This window comes from Ruegeria haliotis, assembly GCF_013377785.1.
In the GTDB taxonomy this organism is placed as follows: Bacteria; Pseudomonadota; Alphaproteobacteria; order Rhodobacterales; family Rhodobacteraceae; genus Ruegeria; species Ruegeria haliotis.
Genome location: NZ_JABXWT010000027.1, coordinates 13,850 through 30,945, shown reverse-complemented (window position 1 = coordinate 30,945; position 17,096 = coordinate 13,850). Strand labels below are relative to the sequence as shown.

At 56.3% G+C, this 17,096-nt stretch carries 16 protein-coding genes and 1 pseudogene; 9 read left to right on the top strand and 8 right to left on the bottom strand.

What is annotated here, in order from left to right:
• Positions 1-289 precede the first annotated feature (289 nt).
• A complete protein-coding gene (locus tag HW561_RS22135; RefSeq protein WP_176867528.1) occupies positions 290-544 on the top strand; it encodes a DUF1289 domain-containing protein in 255 nt (84 codons plus the stop codon).
• Here HW561_RS22135 and HW561_RS22130 read toward each other — a convergent pair whose 3' ends face one another.
• The 5 genes and pseudogenes from HW561_RS22130 to HW561_RS22115 form a co-directional block, all read right to left on the bottom strand.
• Positions 545-1,015 (bottom strand): Dps family protein, encoded by a 471-nt coding sequence (locus HW561_RS22130; protein ID WP_176867527.1) that lies wholly within the window; start codon positions 1,013-1,015, stop codon positions 545-547. It abuts the gene before it with no gap.
• Between the two features lie 103 nt (positions 1,016-1,118).
• Positions 1,119-1,472, bottom strand: coding sequence for a hypothetical protein (locus HW561_RS22125; RefSeq protein WP_176867526.1), 354 nt, complete (start codon positions 1,470-1,472; stop codon positions 1,119-1,121).
• A gap of 322 nt (positions 1,473-1,794) precedes the next feature.
• Positions 1,795-1,975, bottom strand: a pseudogene (locus tag HW561_RS24390) (IS30 family transposase); the annotation flags it as partial.
• Between the two features lie 166 nt (positions 1,976-2,141).
• Positions 2,142-3,083 carry an agmatinase gene (gene speB, locus HW561_RS22120; RefSeq protein ID WP_176867525.1) on the bottom strand — a complete coding sequence of 314 codons (942 nt, stop codon included), beginning with the start codon at positions 3,081-3,083 and terminating at the stop codon, positions 2,142-2,144.
• A 257-nt stretch (positions 3,084-3,340) separates the two neighbouring features.
• Positions 3,341-5,410, bottom strand: a complete 2,070-nt coding sequence (locus HW561_RS22115; protein WP_176867524.1) for an oxidoreductase — start codon at positions 5,408-5,410, stop codon at positions 3,341-3,343.
• Positions 5,411-5,563: 153 nt separating this feature from the next.
• On the opposite strand from HW561_RS22115, the gene HW561_RS22110 reads away from it, so the two are divergent.
• The 8 genes from HW561_RS22110 to HW561_RS22075 all read left to right on the top strand — a co-directional run bounded on the left by HW561_RS22110 (position 5,564) and on the right by HW561_RS22075 (position 13,249).
• Positions 5,564-6,355, top strand: coding sequence for a helix-turn-helix transcriptional regulator (locus HW561_RS22110; protein WP_176867523.1), 792 nt, complete (start codon positions 5,564-5,566; stop codon positions 6,353-6,355).
• A 327-nt stretch (positions 6,356-6,682) separates the two neighbouring features.
• Entirely contained in the window at positions 6,683-7,960 is a 1,278-nt protein-coding gene (locus HW561_RS22105) for a flavin-containing monooxygenase (RefSeq protein WP_176867522.1), read from the top strand.
• 24 nt (positions 7,961-7,984) lie between these two features.
• Entirely contained in the window at positions 7,985-8,401 is a 417-nt protein-coding gene (locus HW561_RS22100) for a RidA family protein (protein WP_176867521.1), read from the top strand.
• Positions 8,402-8,495: 94 nt separating this feature from the next.
• Complete coding sequence (locus HW561_RS22095) at positions 8,496-9,170, top strand: DUF1028 domain-containing protein (RefSeq protein ID WP_176867520.1); 675 nt, start codon at positions 8,496-8,498, stop codon at positions 9,168-9,170.
• Between the two features lie 15 nt (positions 9,171-9,185).
• Positions 9,186-10,682 carry an aldehyde dehydrogenase gene (locus tag HW561_RS22090; RefSeq protein ID WP_176867519.1) on the top strand — a complete coding sequence of 499 codons (1,497 nt, stop codon included), beginning with the start codon at positions 9,186-9,188 and terminating at the stop codon, positions 10,680-10,682.
• Between the two features lie 24 nt (positions 10,683-10,706).
• Positions 10,707-11,645, top strand: a complete 939-nt coding sequence (locus HW561_RS22085) for a LysR substrate-binding domain-containing protein (RefSeq protein WP_176867518.1) — start codon at positions 10,707-10,709, stop codon at positions 11,643-11,645.
• Between the two features lie 177 nt (positions 11,646-11,822).
• Positions 11,823-12,971 carry an acetylornithine deacetylase gene (gene argE, locus HW561_RS22080; RefSeq protein WP_176867517.1) on the top strand — a complete coding sequence of 383 codons (1,149 nt, stop codon included), beginning with the start codon at positions 11,823-11,825 and terminating at the stop codon, positions 12,969-12,971.
• An 8-nt stretch (positions 12,972-12,979) separates the two neighbouring features.
• Positions 12,980-13,249: a CBU_0592 family membrane protein gene (locus HW561_RS22075; RefSeq protein WP_176867516.1), complete on the top strand. Its 270-nt coding sequence runs from the start codon at positions 12,980-12,982 to the stop codon at positions 13,247-13,249.
• Between the two features lie 97 nt (positions 13,250-13,346).
• On the opposite strand, the gene HW561_RS22070 is transcribed toward HW561_RS22075, so the two are convergent.
• The 3 genes from HW561_RS22070 to HW561_RS22060 are packed head-to-tail and all read right to left on the bottom strand — an operon-like array spanning position 13,347 to position 17,014.
• A complete protein-coding gene (locus tag HW561_RS22070; protein ID WP_176867515.1) occupies positions 13,347-14,384 on the bottom strand; it encodes an extracellular solute-binding protein in 1,038 nt (345 codons plus the stop codon).
• Entirely contained in the window at positions 14,381-15,403 is a 1,023-nt protein-coding gene (locus HW561_RS22065; protein ID WP_268952782.1) for a GlxA family transcriptional regulator, read from the bottom strand. Before HW561_RS22065 ends, HW561_RS22070 begins: the two co-directional genes overlap by 4 nt.
• Positions 15,404-15,427: 24 nt before the next feature.
• Positions 15,428-17,014: a trimethylamine methyltransferase family protein gene (locus HW561_RS22060; protein ID WP_176867513.1), complete on the bottom strand. Its 1,587-nt coding sequence runs from the start codon at positions 17,012-17,014 to the stop codon at positions 15,428-15,430.
• Positions 17,015-17,096: the final 82 nt, after the last annotated feature.

Sequence of the window (17,096 nt, the reverse complement as noted above, 5' to 3'; positions counted from 1 at the left end):
GCTGAGCTCGCGGGATAAATCTGTCTAGAAAAACCGCTCGCTCTGATCCATAAAAAAATTTGCGACAGAGCCTGGTTCAGGGTTTTGCCGTGCTATCGGATGCTGTCACCATTGCAGCCGCAGGTGTGGAGTTTGTCGAGCAACAGAAACACCGTATTGGCAATCCGGAATAACGGCCGGTCCAACGCGTGTTCTCGCCATCTCGACAACCCGGCTCATCTCGGCCATTACACCTTGGGAAAACCAGCCGCAGACCATCGAATCCCGGTCGCTTCAGCGAGTTACAGTGATGAGCAAGAAAGTCCCGTCGCCCTGTATCGACGTGTGCAAATTCCGTCGTGAAGGCCATTGCATCGGCTGTTCCATGACCAAAAGCCAGAAAAAGCTGTTCAAGTCCATCAAACGGCCTGACCATCAGGAGGCATTTGTTCAGATGCTTGTTGGTCAGCAGGGATCAATGGGCCGGTACACCCATTGGGCACCGGCCTATCTGAAGAAACTGAAAAAGAAGAAAGCCAAGGTGAAGTTCACCCTGACTGACTAATCAGCACAGATGAGAGCGCAGGAACCACGCGAATTTCTCGTGGGTCTGGCCACGGCTGATGCACAGATCCTCGGTCAGCGTATCCCCGTGCCCCGCTGCCAGTTCACCCGCGCCTGCAAGGGTCGATGCGAGGGTTTCCTGCGCGTCCAGCATGGCCTTGATCATCTCTTTGTCCGAGGCATTGCCGTCATACTCGCTTACTTTCGAGCGCTTGAGCATACCGGCCAGAGTGCCCTCGGCATGGGCGTCCAGTGCTTTGACACGCTCAGCCAGATCGTCCTGCGCAACAAAGTGGTCTTCGTAAATCTTCTGGAACAATTCGTGCAGCGGCCCAAACGCCATCCCCGTTACATTCCAATGAAAGTTCTGTGCCAACATCGTGGTCACGGCGGTCTCGGCAACGGATTGATTCAGCGCATCTGCAATTGCAGCGCGGGAATCGGGTGTCAGGTCAATAGCAGTCTGAGTCATCTGGCTCACCTTGAATCTCTTGGTAAAAAGCTGTTCTAAAAACAGCGTGCTGGACCATATTTAGATGATCAGAAAAAGATTCCAAGCACTTTTTAGAATTATTCTAAACTTGATGGAATTCCTCGGAAATCGACCGGATCAAAAACGCCAGATTTCGTTGGGTCCATCGCGGTACACGGGACTGAATAAGAAAGCGAAAACTGTCGTCATCTTTATGCTCGATCGCTTCGAACAGACGGCCCAGCCAGGCTTCGTCGAACGATAGCTCATCCGTTCCAGGGCGAAAGAACACGGGCCTCTTCGCGACCGCCTGTCGATACCCCCGCATCAGCGTTTCAGCATGGCGCATCTGGGCATCCGCGGGATCAGCAAGCAAAAGAGCACAGGCCTTATCCAGATCAACCCGTGCGGCGGATCGGCACTTCAGGGCCACAACCCGAAGGTGGTTGATGATCACCTGCGACCGATCCGCCATCTGGGGGCGGAGCGGTGAACAGGGGGGTTCGACGTATTTTAAACTGACTGCCTGCATAACGTGGGACCGCTTCGTTGCTCTTGGGTGGAAAGTAAGGGCCTGTCCAGTTCCTGACAATAGTTGTAAGGTAATTGTGAAGCAAGATGATTTCGCGCTGGTGCGCCGGTGTTGCCCGCTGGCCAGTCTGGCATCAGATTGGCTGCGTTCAGAATTGCCTGAGCTGCGCGCGTTTGAGGACTAACTGAGTGGCTTTGTTGTAAGCGATACCTAAGCCGCGACTTTTGTTGAGGTCAGGGTAGGGGCCTCATTGCCACTCTTCCCTCACCTTTTCGCGGAAGATCTCAGCTGGCATCTTCCACCCGAGACATCTGCGGGGCGTGTTGTTGAGCCGGTTGCAGATCACCTTCCTGTCGTGATCCGACAATGATCTGATGTCTGGCTCTTCGGTTGGTGTTCTCGATGATGGCTTTTCGCCACGGCGAAGACCCGTACCTCACTGAATGGTATACCGGGCTGATCAACGGGCCGGGAAGCTGCAAGAGTGCCTGCGGTGCCCACTTGGCGAACAACGACCCGCTCAATCAGGGTCAGGAAAAGAGCGCGATATCTGAGACACCGCGCGCTTGTTGTTTTTGCTATCGGCTCTTTTAGTTACTTCTGCGAAGCAACCAGACAGGTCATTTCCAGCAACAGCGTCGCCCCGGCCAACGCGGTGATTTCCGCGTTGTCAAAAGGCGGCGAGACCTCGACCAAATCTGCGCCGATCAGGTTCACGCCACCCAGTTTGCGGATAAGCGAGATTGCCTGCCAGGTCGTCAGACCGCCACATACGGGTGTGCCGGTACCGGGCGCAAAGGCAGGGTCCAGCGCGTCGATGTCAAAGGTCAGATAGGCCGGGCGGTCGCCCACAACCTCTTTGATCTTTGCCACAGTCGCGTCGATGCCGTTCTCATGCACGAATTCCGCAGTCAGCCGGTTGTACCCATGCGATTTCGCATTATAGGTCCGCAGCCCCGCCTGAATCGAATGCTCGGCGTCGATAATGCCCGATTTTGCGGCATGATAGAACATCGACCCATGGTCAAAACGCCGGGGTTCTTCTTCCCAAGTATCGGAATGTGCGTCAATCTGGATCAGAGAGATTGGCCCGTGGCGTTCCGCGTGTGCCTTCAGGATCGGCTCGGTGACGGAGTGATCCCCACCCATGGTCAGCAAAAAGGCTTCTGATTGCAGAATGCTTTTGGCTTCCTCGTAAATCTTGTCATGGATTTCCAACGGGAAACCGGGATCAAACGAGCAATCGCCGTAATCCACCATCCGGAACTTCTCAAAAGGATCAAAATCCCAGAACCACGGCCCGCCATCCCAGGCCACATTGGTTGACGCGGCGCGAATGCCACGTGGGCCAAGCCGACAGCCGGGGCGGTTGGTAACCGTCAGGTCATAAGGCACACCCCAGGCGACAAAATCGACGCCTTCCAGGTCGCGCGAATACGGCCTGCGAAACAGGCTGTTCGCGCCGCTATAGGTCGGCTCATAGCCCATACCGTATTTGTGATTTCCAACAAAAGCGCGATCAGTTGCATCTACCATGATTTCGTCTCCTAAATCAGAAGGCGACAGCGTTGCAGAATGAGTTCCAAGCGTATCGGGTAGTCCTGTGCAGGTCAGATCATTGACCCAGAGTTCTTTTTCAACAACCAGTTTTTTTCGTTGCTCTGGTTCGCAAAAAACTAAGTCACCTTTTCAGTGGTCTGGGGGCTTAAGACACCCCGCGGCTGGTCTTGGAAAGTCCGAGGTGCGGAGCTTGAGGTATTTGATCAAGCTCCGCACCGCCGGTTGGTCGTAGGTTAGTCGACGGCCAGTTCGGTGATCTCGCGGCGGAATGGCAACGCGTCGCCAATATCCGCGCCGTCCAATTCACGGGCATATCGGTGGCCTGCATAAGTCGCCCAGGCAATCGGGCCCGGAGCATTTGCATCTCCAATCAGCTTGACAGACTTGATGCCCGCATCTGCCCATTCAGCCTCTTTGGCCTTCAGTTCTTGATAGACACCGCTGTTTTCGGCGCGCGATCCAACAACCACAACGGCATCAGCCTCAATCTTCCAGGTGCGGTCGGTATAAACGCAGTTTGACACCACATGATCCGCATGGATTTCCGAAACACCCTGATTAAGGACGATTTCAACGCCTGCGTTCACCAGCCTTGGGTGAATGGCAACCTGCTCCAAGGTATTGTTGGTCCAATCGCTGACATAGGCCGAAGGTGTAACCAGCGTCACATCCGCACCGTTTTTGGCCAACAGTTCGGCCAGAACGCCACCCATATAGTAGTGGTCGTCATCGTAGACCACGACACGACCGGACGGGATGGTGCCATCCATCAGGTCATCCGGGGTATAGATCTTGGCCCCATCGGCAATCGGCATCGGCACGACGTGCTGACGGGCAACACCGTCGTTCCGCCATTTCGCGCCAGTGGCGATACAGACATTTTCGAAGCCGAATTCCAGAATGCTGTCGGCATCCAGCTCGCTTTCGCGATAAATCTCGACATTGGGGCGCTGGCTTAGCTGATATTCCCGGTAATCGACGACACGTCCCCATGCGCTTAGCCCCGGCAGGGCTCGTTCGCGGGTGACACGACCACCGATCACATCCCGGGATTCGGCCACGGCAACGTCATATCCACGGCGACACAGTGCCCATGCGGCTTCCAACCCGGCAGGACCCGAACCGACGATCAGAACGTTCGAGCTGTCGCCCTTTTCGTTCATTTTCTCAGGGTGCCAGCCCTTGCGCCATTCTTCCATGAAGGTCGGGTTCTGGGTGCAGCGGCTGATCGACATGGTCAGGTCGCCCGTGATGCAGATGTTGCAACCGATGCATTCACGGATGTCTTCGATCCGGCCTTCTTCGATCTTCTTGGGAATGAACGGGTCAGCAATTGACGGCCGGGCGCATCCGATCATATCCAGCGTGCCGGATTTGATCATCCGGGCCATCACGTCAGGCGAGGTAAACCGGCCAACGCCAACAACCGGCTTGTCGGTCAGTTCGCGAATACCGCTCACGAGAGATTCCTGTGCGGCCTCTTCCTTGAACCGCGAGGGCCCCGAGCAATCTTCCCACGCGCCGTGCGCCAGATCCCACATGTCCGGTAGGTTCTTGTTCATCTCGATGAAATCGCGCAGTTCAGCGTTGGAAAATCCAAGCTCTCCGATGGTTTCATCCAGACTGGCCCGCAGCACGATGGCCATGGTGTCACCCACCGCGTCCTTCATGTCGTTGATGACTTCCTGGGAAAAGCGGGACCGGTTTTCCAGACTACCGCCATATTCATCCGTACGATGGTTGGTGGCGCGGCTCAGGAAGTGCTGGAAAATGCCAAATCCATGCGCACCGTACAGGTTGATCAAATCAAATCCTGCTTCTTTTGACCGTTTTGCTGCGTTCACGAACCAGCGGCGCAGATCCTTGATGTCCTGCTTGTCCAGCGCGCGCGCCTGCACCGGATCGTTGGTGAAAGTTCGGATCGGCATCGCGGACGGTGCCAGGGGCACTTCCTTGGTGTACAGGTTCGGGCCGTTGATGCCCGAATAGGCCAGCTGAATTCCCGCCAGCGCGCCGTAAGTTTTCATCTTTTTTGACATCTTGCGCAGCTGCGGGATGTCCTTGTCTTCCCACAGGCGCAGTTCGATGAACGGCGTGATTTCCGAAGTGTGGTGCATCTCGCACTGTTCGGTAAAGATCACACCCCAGCCACCCTCGGCCTTGATTCCACGCATTTCTGCGGCAGCAGATGGGTCACGGTACCCCCCGCCATTACAATGCGGCACCTGATAAAAGCGATTCTTGGCCGTCAAAGGACCGATTTTCATCGGCTCGAACAAAATATCATAGCGTGGATCGCGCATGGCTGGACCTCCGTTGGACATCTGGCGGGGCAATTTTCATGCCCGGGGCACATTTACCTGTGCGCCATTGACAATATATACCCCCAATTAGTGGCCTTGACCCTATCAGCTTATCTATTCAGGGCTATATACCCCCAGAGAGGTATGATTGCGATGAAACCCGATCCGGCACCCGAATTACTGGCTCAGACCGTCCTTGCCCTTGATACACCCCAGTTTGCGCAACACTTGATGGACTGGCTGAACGCCGGCCTGCAGTTTGACAACTTCACAATCGTTGCCTTCATCGAGGACCAAGCGCCCGAGGTTTTTCTGACCCAAGCGACCGAAAAGCGCGTATTCGAACGCATCGGCAGCCACTATGCGGATGGCGCTTATTTGCTGGACCCGTTTTATTCACTGCATAAACGGGGTCAGCCGGATGGGTTATATCACCTGATCGACATCGCCCCGGACCAGTTTCAGCGCAACGAGTATTACAAATCCTATTACCAGCGCACGACTCTGGTGGATGAGATGGCCTTTTTCTCCACCCCCGCACCGGGGGTCTCCATCACCGCCTGCCTTGGCCGGGATGCGACCACGGCTCATAGGTTTTCGAACCGCGATCTCAGGGACGCACGACAGGCCGCACCGATTGCAAACGCACTGATCCGAAAGAACTGGTGTTCACTGAGTTCCGTTGCAGCGGCGACCCCTGAAAACCCGGCAGAAACTTTGCAGCAAAGACTGTCCGAAGAATCCGGCATCAACCTCAGCCCCCGACAAGCCGAAATCGCTTTGCTGATCCTGCAGGGGCATTCCTCGATCTCTATTGGCCTGACGCTTGGAATCAGCCCGCAAACCGTCAAAGTCATTCGCAAGCAATTGTACAAAAAATGCCAGATCTCGTCGCAGGGAGAGCTCTATTATCTGATCGCTCCGCGCCTGTCGCAGGTCAGATAACCCTTGATAAATCACGGTGAATTAACCGGATTAGCCAAAGCCTAACTAGGGGTAAGTTAGACAGTAATTTCGCCGGTTTCCGACTTGTGGAACTTTACCCTTGAAACGCGCAAGGCGTGCTGAACCGGCATGGAAAGACGTCGTCACGAAAAGGGTCAATGCTGCGGCAAAGACGCGAAATGTGGTGAATGTTCATGTCCGAATTTTGGTGAATATTAAATTGCCCGGCTTTTCGATGTCGGGTGAATCACACCAAATCCGGTTTGGGTCGCAAGCATTCTCCGACCGCCCCGGTCGGACCGAGACACAAATAGAGGAAACCGACACATGTCCATCGAAAAAACGGATACCCTGGTTGTTGGCGGCGGCCAGGCTGGCATCGCGCTAAGCGAGCACCTGGGAAACAACAATGTGCCGCACATCATTCTGGAAAAGAACCGGACGGCCGAAGCTTGGCGCACAGGGCGTTGGGACAATCTGGTTGCCAACGGCCCGGCCTGGCACGACCGCTTTCCAAATCTGGAATTTGAAGGCAACGACCCTGATGAATTTGTGACCAAGGATCGTTTTGCGCAGTATCTGGTGGATTACGCGGCGATGATCAAAGCGCCGATCCGCGAAGGTGTTGAGGTTCTGGAAGCAAACCGCGTGTCCGGCGAGGGTGGTTTTCTGGTGAAAACCAGCGCCGGTGATATCCGCGCCAACCGTATTGTTGCGGCCACCGGGGCGTTCCAGCATCCGGTTATTCCGCCGATCGTGCCGGAAACCGCAGGCGTCGAGCAGATCCACTCGTTTTACTACAAGAAGCCAGAGCAGTTGCCTGAAGGGGCCGTAATGGTTGTGGGTGCGGGTTCCTCCGGTGCACAGATCGCGGATGAGCTGAACCGCGCGGGCCGCAAGGTGTTCTTGTCGGTTGGTCCACATGATCGTCCACCGCGTCGTTACCGTGGTCGTGATTTTGTTTGGTGGTTGGGTGTTCTGGGCCTGTGGGACATGGCTGCGCCTGCACCGGGTACCGAGCATGTGACCATCTCGGTCAGTGGTGCCAATGGCGGACACACCATGGATTTCCGTCGTCTGGGCAACGAAGGCGTGACCCTGACCGGTCTGACCGCTGGCTATGCCGATGGCGTTTTGAGCTTCAAGAACGATCTGCAGGCGAATGTTGCCGGTGGCGATGCGAACTATAAGGAAGTTCTGGATGCGGCTGACGCCTATGTCGAACGCACCGGCCTCAACCTGCCGGAAGAGCCCGAAGCGCGTAAGATTTATGATGACCCGGATAGTCTGGCCAACCCACTGACAGGGATTGATCTGGCCAAGGAAGGCGTGACCTCGATCATTTGGGCTACCGGCTTCCGTCAGGATTTCCAATGGCTCAAGGTCAATGGGTTCGACGACCGCGGCGCACCGATCCACCATCGTGGTATCTCGGTTGAACCGGACGTCTATTTCCTGGGTCTGCCCTGGCAGTCGCGCCGTGGGTCTTCGTTCCTTTGGGGCGTATGGCATGATGCGAAATACGTTGCTGACCAGATCGCGATCCAGTGTTCCTATGCCAAATATGACGGCAAAGCGGCAATCGTCGCGTCGGCTGCCGAATAACTTCTGAGAGAACAGGAAACAGACATGGCGCATACACGCATTCGTAAATTCAACACTGGTGTCACATATCCGGAGCAAAACCTAGACAATGACCTGTGTCAGGCCGTTGTGACCCAAGGTGGCAAAACAGTGTATTTGCGCGGCCAGTGCCCGCAGAATCTGGATGATGCCGTCAATATCGACAGCCACGATCCGGTCGAACAGACCCACAAAGTGATGCAAAACATCAAGCAGCTGATCGAAGAGGCCGGCGGCTCGATGGAGCATCTGGTCAAGGTCGTGGTCTACATCACCGACGTGCGCCATCGCGAAGATGTCTATCGCACCATGGGTGAGTACATCAAAGGTGTGCACCCTTGTTCAACCGGTCTGGTGGTTCAGGCGCTGGCGCGCCCGGACTGGCTGGTTGAAATTGACGGTACCGCTGTCATACCCGATTGATCAGTCAGACTGATCAATCGAACAGACCGGGCCGCGCCTCTCCTCCTCTCCCCGAAATGGCGCGGTCCGGTAGTTGTCTTTACAGGAGACCAGAATGACATTCTCATTGGTTGCCAGATGCGCCGAGACCGGCATGTTTGGCCTGGCAATTTCATCCTCTTCCCCCGCAGTTGCTGCGCGCTGTTCCTTTGCGCGGGCAGGTGTTGGCGCAGTTGCATCCCAAAACGTCACCGATCCCAGCCTTGGTCCCCTCACGTTGGATCTGATGGAGCAAGGGAAATCCGCCCCCGAAGCGATTGCCGAGGTTCAGGCGCAGGGCCGTTTCATCGAATACCGTCAGGTTCTGGCTGTCGATACGGCCGGGCGCACCGCAATTCATTCCGGCCCCAATTCGCTGGGTATCTGGACGCAGGCTCAGACCGAAAATGTGGCTTCCGGCGGCAACCTCCTGGCCAATGACACTGTTCCGCAGGCCATCGTTGACGGATTTCTTTCGGCGTCGGGCCACATCGGCGACCGCCTGATCGCGGCGATGCGCGCAGCGCTGGCCGCCGGTGGCGAGGCCGGGCCGGTGCATTCGGCGGGCATGAAGATTGTCGACAAGGTCAGCTGGCCCGTTGCTGATCTGCGTTGCGACTGGACCGAAGACTGCCCCATCGAAAACATCGCGACCGCCTGGGACGTATATAAACCGCAGCTGGACGCCTACATCCAGCGCGCACTGGATCCGCGCGAGGCCCCGTCTTACGGCGTTCCGGGCGACGAATAATCAGGGAGAGACACCATGTTGGACTATTCACACGAAGATTGGAAAAGCCGCGCGGCTGACCTGTCGTTCCGCAATCAGGCATTCATCGACGGAAAATTCGTCGATGCCGCATCCGGCAAGACATTTGACTGCATCAACCCCGCCACCGGCGAGGTTCTGGCCCAAGTCGCCGAATGCGATGAAGAAGACGTCAACCGCGCCGTTGCTGCGGGTCGCGCAGCGTTTGAGGACGGCCGTTGGTCGCGCATGGCCCCCGGTGACCGCAAGGCAGTCATGCTCAAGCTGGCCGATTTGATCCGCGCCAATCTGGAAGAGATGGCGCTGCTGGACAGCCTCGACATGGGCAAGCTGGTGACCGATGCCGTGACCGTGGACGCCCCCGGTTCGGCGCATTTCTTCCAGTGGTATGCCGAAGCCATCGACAAGATATATGACGAGGTCGCCCCAACCGGACCCGGCGACCTGGCGCTGGTCAAACGCGTGCCGCTGGGTGTTGTGGGCGCAGTGACACCATGGAACTTCCCGCTGGACATGGCGACCTGGAAAGGTGCTGCGGCGCTGGCGGCAGGCAACTCGTTCGTGCTGAAACCGGCCGAGCAATCGCCCCTGTCGGCCCTCCGATTGGCGGAACTGGCCGCCGAGGCAGGCATCCCCGATGGTGTGTTCAACGTGGTTCCCGGATATGGTGTGACCGCCGGTAAAGCGCTGGGTCTGCACATGGATGTCGATTGTCTGACTTTCACCGGATCGACCGGCATCGGCAAGATGTTCATGCAGTATTCCGGCCAGTCGAACCTGAAACAGGTGTGGCCCGAAACCGGCGGCAAAAGCCCCAATCTGGTCTTTGCCGATTGCGAAGATCTGGATGCCGCCGCCGACATGGCCGCATTTGGCATCTTCTTCAATCAGGGCGAGGTGTGCTCGGCCAATTCGCGTCTTTACGTCGAACGCTCGATCAAGGACGCATTTGTCGAAAAACTGATCGCGCGCGCGCAGGCCACACAACCGGGCGATCCGTTGGACCCGGCCTCAAAAATGGGGGCCATCGTCAACGAACGGCAAACCCAGGGCATCATGCGCTTTGTTGAAGAAGGTAAGAAAAGCGCCAATCTGGTTGCCGGTGGTGAGCAGGTCTCGGTCGACGGCAAAGGCTGTTTCGTTCAGCCGACTATTTTCGACGATGTCAGCCACGACAACCCGCTGGCCCGCGACGAAATCTTTGGCCCCGTCCTGTCGGTCATTCCGTTCGACAACGAGGACGAAGTGATCACGATGGCCAACGATTCGATCTATGGTCTCGCAGCATCGGTCTGGACCGACAATCTGTCGCGCGCCTGCCGTGTGTCGGACAAGTTGATGGCGGGAACCGTTTCGGTCAACACTGTCGATGCCTTGTCCGCCCAGACACCGTTTGGCGGTATGAAACAGTCCGGCTTCGGAAGGGATTTGTCTTTGCACTCGCTTGATAAGTATACTGCCCTCAAGACCACGTGGATTAAGTACAAGGCTTGATCCGCCCATAGCGGAGATACGCCTTTGCCTTTCAGATATACTTTGCGCCAGCTTGAGTATTTTGTAGCTGTCGGAAAGGCAGGCAGTATATCCGCCGCAAGCGACGTACTGAATGTGTCGTCGCCGTCGATTTCGGCGGCGATCACGCAGTTGGAGGTCGAATTCGGCCTGAACCTGTTCGTCCGGGAACACGCCCGTGGTTTGTCACTGACCAAAGCCGGACACAAGTTTCTGGAACGCACGGAATTTGTCCTGAAAGAAGCCGAACAGCTGACCACCCTTGCGGGAGAGATCACCGGCAAAGTTCAGGGCATCTTGTCGGTCGGGTGCCTGATGACCTTTGCGCAGATCATCCTTCCGGGCCTGCGCCGCGAATTCGAGGACACATACCCGAATGTCCGCATTGAACAACGTGAGCTGAATCAGGCGGATATCTTCAGTCAACTCCGCCGGGCCGAAGTGGACGTTGCATTGACCTACGATTTGGATATTCCCACCGACCTTGAATTCTGTCCGCTTCAGTCCTTGCCCCCTTACGTCGTTGTCAACGAAGGCCATCCGCTGGCTGGCCAGCATGAGCTGAGAATAGATGATCTTAAGGACAGTCCCATGGTCTTGCTGGACCTGCCTTATAGCGGCGAGTACTTTCTGTCTTTCTTTCAGGAAGCAAATATCAAACCGAATATTGCAGAACGCACCAGGGATATGTCCGTGATGCGCAGTTTGGTTGCAAACGGGTTTGGGTTCTCGATTGTGAATATCCGCCCGCTGAACTCTCTATCACCGGATGGAAAAAAACTGATTTTCATTCCGTTATCCGGCAATGTCAGACCGATGCGGCTGGGCTTGCTGAAAACGCGGATGGAGAAGGAGACCAACACGATGGGTGCCTTCATCAAGCATTGCGAACAAGCCGTGACATCAGGGATGCTGCCGGGTCTTTGTTCGCAAGAACCCGACTAAAGCGCTTCGAGATTTCCTAATCCTTGCTTCGTAATTCACGGATTTATGTTTCCGGGTCATCGTATACTCTTTTGTCAGGCCTAGCTGAACACCGCGTGTTCTGGTGTTTCTGACCTGAAAGCTTGTTCCCTGAAGTCGAGGCGGTTTGCCTCAAACCGGATAGCAGAGTGTATACGCATGACATCTACTTTAGATATTCTGGAAAAGCTGATCGGCTTTGATACGGTCAGCAAGAATTCCAATCTGGAACTGGCCACTTATGTCGAAGAATTCCTGCAGCTGCGGGGGTTTGAGGTTCACCGGATCACCGATCCCGGTGGGGAAAAGACTGGGCTTTACGCAGAAAAAGGGCCCGCCGGTGATGGCGTTCTTTTATCGGCCCACACCGATGTTGTGCCCGTCGAAGGGCAAAGCTGGACCAAAGATCCCTTTCGCCTGACGCAGGAAGGCAACCGCGTCTATGGGCGGGGCACCACCGACATGAAGGGGTATGTAGCGTCTGTTCTGGCGTTGGCCGACCGAGCCGCTGGATCAGAGTTGCGCGAACCACTCAAGATCGCACTGTCTTATGACGAAGAAGTCGGCTGCGTCGGCATTCAGCAGATGCTGGGCCGACTGGCCCCGATGCTGGGTCAGCCGCGCGCCTGTTTTGTGGGTGAGCCGACCGAAATGCAGGTGGCTGTTGGCCACAAGGGCAAGGCAGCTTTGCGGGCCGTCTGCCATGGCCAAAGCGGTCACTCGGCCCTTGCCCCCAAATTCGCAAACGCGCTGCACCTTGCGACCGATTTCGTGTCGGAACTGCGGGCTTTGCAAAAGATCTATGCGGACAGCGGCAATACAGATCTTGCCTATTCAGTGCCCTATACAACGTTCCATGTGGGTATGATGTCTGGGGGCAGGGCGCTGAACATTGTACCGGATCGGGCAGAGCTGACATTCGAGTACCGGCATCTCGCCTCGGATCGCGGCAAGGACATCCTGGATCAGATTCAGAGTGCCGCAAACCGGGTCAGTGTAGCCTATCGTGACATGTTCCCTGAGGCGCGCGTCGAGGTCGAGCAATACAATGCCTATCCCGGGCTGGATGTGCCCGAGACTGAGTCTGTGATTGCCTACGCCCAGAAGCTGGCGCAAAGCAACGCAACAACCAAGGTGGCGTTTGGCACCGAAGCCGGATTCTTCAACGAGCTGGGCATTCCAACCGTTGTGTGTGGTCCGGGGTCGATGGAGAATCAGGGGCACAAGCCCGACGAATATCTTGAGCTGAGCCAACTGGCATCCTGCGACGCGATGATGGATCGCATCCTCGAAGACCTGAGTCACTGAGGCGCGCAATGGATTTTCTTCAGGAATTCACCATACCCGACGGCATTGGTCTGCTGGGATCGGTTATCATCGTGGGTGCATATTATCTTGCAACCCGCAACGTTCTGCCCGCCGACAAAATAGGGTTCAACTCCTGCAACATCGCAGGTGGGGTGCTGGTGTTGATTTCCCTCATTCACCGCCCGAACCTTGGCGCACTTGTGATCGAGGTCATGTTTCTACTGATCGCCTTTCTGGCGATCTGGCGCAATTTGCGTCAAAGGGCAGCCAAGACTTAAAGGCTGGTCCAGACCTTTGTGATGCGAAAACGGCGTTGATGCTTTACCCTGATCAACGCCGTCTTTTTTGTTCACTGTCGGGCTTTTTGCGGCCAGATTATTTCTTCAGATTGGTCCAGATCTGATCATAGACAAGCTGAACCTCTTCGTCGCAGACCTCGACGAATGACCCCATCGGTGCATCGGCGGGCGGATTGGCCTCGGGTTGGCTGGCAAGTGCGGGATCCAGATGATCTCCCAGTCCTTTGACGGCACCCTTGTATTGGGTCCAGTTCGTCAATGTGGCAACATTTTCGGGTTCCAGCATGAAATCAAGGAATTTCAACGCGTTCTCGCGATTGGGCGCGTCCTTGAGCAACACGATGCTGTCAGCCCACAAGATATAGCCCTGCTGCGGGAAGGCGTATTCCAGATTTGCACCTTCCTCGCGGGCTTTTACGTTAAAGCCATCATAGATCATGCCTGCGGATACATCGCCAGCAACCAGAACTTCTTTCGCTGTGTCCGAATTGAATGAGGTCCAGTGCTGTTTGGCCCCTTGCAACAAATCGTTCAGCGCCTTGAGTTGATCTCGGTCCGTCGTGCATTGCGGAATGCCCAGATGCATCGAGGCCATGGCCAGAACGTCGCCCTGCGCATCGATGATGTTGATCCGACCCTGCAACTCGGCGGGCGGATTGAACAGAATATCCGTTGTGTTGATGTCGCCCTGATAATCGTCGCGGTTCACGGAAAACGAAGTTGAACCCCACTGATACGGCACCGAATGCGCGCGGCTCGGATCGAAGGAGACGTCCATCCACTCGTCCAGTATGTTGTCGCGGTTGGCAAGCTCACCATCCTGAATGGTGTCCAGCAGCCCATCGCCGACCATGATCTTGACCATGTAATCGCTGGGGACTGCCAGATCATAACTGCCCAGACCACCGGCTTTCAAAGACGCCAGAAGGGCCTCGTTCGCGTCATAGGTATCCATCGTGACAGTTATGCCGGTCTCTGTGGAAAACTTGTCCAGCAATTCCTGAGGCATGTATTCAAACCAGTTGTAGAGCGCCAGTTTTTCCTCGGCCACGGCGGTATGGGCGCTTAGGCATAGGACGGCAGCAACCGCTAAGGCTGTGACAGTTGGCTTCATGATGTTTCCTCCATTTGGTGTGTATGATGGCTGTGGCAGTCATGCGAACGCGAAACACCACGGTATGCGCTTGGCCCGCTGGCGAAGTGGCTGCGAAAGTTCTTTCCAAAGGACGAAATCGAATTGTAGCCGCACGCAAAGGCGATCTCAGCCACTGTCAGATCGGTTTCATGCAGCAAGCTGCGTGCGTGGTGCAGCCGCAATTCCTTGTAATACTGCCCGGGCGACCTGCGCAGGAACTTTCGAAACAGGCGCTCCAACTGGCGGCGCGACACGCCCTCGGCTTCGGCAACCTCGTCAAGATCCAGCGGAAATTCCAGATTGTTTCGCATCTGCTGGACGGTGTTGATCAAAATCCGGTTGCGGGTATCCAGAACTGCGCTCAGCGGCGCGCGCTGTGTATCGCGTTCCGTTCTTGGGCTTGAATACAGGCACAGTTCGGCAATCTGGCTGGCCATGGTGATGCTGAAATCGCGTCCGACCACGGCAAGCATCAAGTCCATGGCGGCAAGGCCACCGGCGCAGGTCAGCACTTTCTGGTCAATTTCAAAGACCTTATCCGTCGCCTCTAGCAGCGGATAGTTCTCGGTCAATGCGCCCTGGTTTGTCCAATGGACAGTGAACCGCTTACCACGCAGCAACCCGGCCTGAGCCAACGCATAGCCGCCATTTCCAAAACTGCCCACAATACCGCCGCCCGCCGCATGCATGCGCAGGCATTTGATCGTCCTCGGACTGTAAAACTCCGAGCCATTCAGTCCATCGCACACAAACAGACCAGCAGGCGGTGTTATCGGCTTGTCCAATTCACCCGTGTCTACCTTCAATCCGCAGGCACTGTGTACGGGTCCTCCCTGCTCTGAGACAAGTGACCAATTATAGTGCTTTCTGCCTGTCATCTGATTGAGAGCAGACAGGGGCGCAGTCGCACTTGAAAGGCTATGCATCGAAAACCCGTCGGCCACCAAAAACAAGAACGACCGGCTCTCACTCGGCCTCAAAGTAACCTGTACGTTCATATCAAAACCTTTCGGGTGATCGGATTACATACGGGGGCCCGGCCGCATCACCTCGGCAGTCAGCCGGATATCGTAGCGGGCGCGCACCGCAGCATCGAGATCCGGGGCGACATCCACCGGGAAATGGTTTTCCAGGATCTCTTTGGCAATATCGGCGGCCGCCTCACGGGTGGTTTTGGCCCCGCTTGAATGCCACTGATCATATGTCTCGCGGTTGGCGATTTTGGGATACAGGTATTCCGTTTCCATCAACTCCAGCGTTTGCTGATTGCCCAGAAAATGGCCCGGACCCAACGCTGCCTCTTTGATCACCTCAAAGGATAGGGTTTCGTCCGTAACTTCGATCCCTCTCAGCGACCGCTGGATTGAACCCAGCATGTCATTGTCGATCACCATCGCCTCGAACGAGCAGCACATCAGGCTGCCTAGCATACCAGCGGATTCGTAGATTAGATTGCATCCGCTCATCCCGGCCAGAGTATTGGCCAATGCCTTTTCATAGCCGGCCTGCGCATCGGGCAGCTTGCTGTCGGACATGCCCGCCGCCGTGTGGCTGGGCAGGTCGAGGAAATTGATGATCTGCGCAGCGGCGGCAGCCATGATCGCCTCTTCTCCGCTGCCCCCGGAAAAGGCACCGGTGCGCAGGTCGGATACGAACGGCCAGTTGCCGACGCTGGCCGGATGCCCTTTGCTCACAAGATTGACCAGAACCAACCCGGCAAGTGCTTCGGCCGTCGACAGCGCCAGGTTTCCGGCCAGCGCCGCCGGACCAGTTGCCCCCGATTGTGGCACCACCGCAAATTCAACCGGGGCGCCGTATTTGATGGCTTTGACCAAAGCGTCGCTGTTCTCGACGCCATACTTCAGTGGAGAAACCACCGGGCATTGACCCACGGAAAAGAAGGGCCGTTTGCGAAACGCCTCTTCCCCACCTGCAAACATATGGGCGATGGCGAATACATCATCGACGCTGCATGCATCCATGACCGCCATCGAGGCGTGTTTGGTCGTCGCACTCAGTAGCGCATAAGCTACGTTGGTATCGTGCAGAAGGACATCTTCGCTCAGTTCGTTGGAAATGACGGTCTGGGCGAACATGTGAATATGTTCCAGTGCATCGGCCAGACGCGCAAAGTCATAGACATCACGCAGCGACGAAGGACGATAGTCGCGTGTGCCCAGATCAAGGGTCTGCACCGCCTCACCGCAGGTCGAAAAGTGAACCCGGTCCTTACCAATCTGCAGATCGTGTTTTGGATCGCGCCCGTGAATTGTGTATTCCCGTGCGGCGCCAGCTATCACATCCTCGACCAACGCGCGCGGCAGTCGCAGGCGGCCAGTGTCGTCTACGTGGCATCCGGCCATCACCGCCAGTTCGGTGACTTCGGGCGTCGCATCAGCCATCCCGATGTTTTCCAAAAGATCAAGGGCGGTGTCATAAATGCGCGCGATGTCGGACCGCGACAAGGGCGACAGCTTTCCCCCGGCTTGACCGCTTTTGACGACGGATGCTGTCGGTTCCGCATTACTGTTCCGCGCTGCCAGTTTTGCAGCCCGGGCATTACCCCGTCGTCGGGGCCGCGCGGTAAGGATTGTATCAGCAGTATGCATGGCGTTCTTTGTCCAACCTTGAAGAGTCTAACCTGTCTTGTGGTCCAGATTAGTAAGGCCGGTTCGATGCAGACAATGGTCC

Excerpts from the sequence above, each read along its gene's own strand:
- HW561_RS22135 (WP_176867528.1), top strand. The coding sequence starts at position 290 with ATGAGCAAGAAAGTCCCGTCGCCCTGTATCGACGTGTGCAAATTCCGT.
- HW561_RS22130 (WP_176867527.1), bottom strand. The coding sequence starts at position 1,015 with ATGACTCAGACTGCTATTGACCTGACACCCGATTCCCGCGCTGCAATT.
- speB (WP_176867525.1), bottom strand. The coding sequence starts at position 3,083 with ATGGTAGATGCAACTGATCGCGCTTTTGTTGGAAATCACAAATACGGT.
- HW561_RS22115 (WP_176867524.1), bottom strand. The coding sequence starts at position 5,410 with ATGCGCGATCCACGCTATGATATTTTGTTCGAGCCGATGAAAATCGGT.
- HW561_RS22110 (WP_176867523.1), top strand. The coding sequence starts at position 5,564 with ATGAAACCCGATCCGGCACCCGAATTACTGGCTCAGACCGTCCTTGCC.
- HW561_RS22105 (WP_176867522.1), top strand. The coding sequence starts at position 6,683 with ATGTCCATCGAAAAAACGGATACCCTGGTTGTTGGCGGCGGCCAGGCT.
- HW561_RS22100 (WP_176867521.1), top strand. The coding sequence starts at position 7,985 with ATGGCGCATACACGCATTCGTAAATTCAACACTGGTGTCACATATCCG.
- HW561_RS22095 (WP_176867520.1), top strand. The coding sequence starts at position 8,496 with ATGACATTCTCATTGGTTGCCAGATGCGCCGAGACCGGCATGTTTGGC.
- HW561_RS22090 (WP_176867519.1), top strand. The coding sequence starts at position 9,186 with ATGTTGGACTATTCACACGAAGATTGGAAAAGCCGCGCGGCTGACCTG.
- argE (WP_176867517.1), top strand. The coding sequence starts at position 11,823 with ATGACATCTACTTTAGATATTCTGGAAAAGCTGATCGGCTTTGATACG.
- HW561_RS22075 (WP_176867516.1), top strand. The coding sequence starts at position 12,980 with ATGGATTTTCTTCAGGAATTCACCATACCCGACGGCATTGGTCTGCTG.
- HW561_RS22070 (WP_176867515.1), bottom strand. The coding sequence starts at position 14,384 with ATGAAGCCAACTGTCACAGCCTTAGCGGTTGCTGCCGTCCTATGCCTA.
- HW561_RS22065 (WP_268952782.1), bottom strand. The coding sequence starts at position 15,403 with ATGAACGTACAGGTTACTTTGAGGCCGAGTGAGAGCCGGTCGTTCTTG.
- HW561_RS22060 (WP_176867513.1), bottom strand. The coding sequence starts at position 17,014 with ATGCATACTGCTGATACAATCCTTACCGCGCGGCCCCGACGACGGGGT.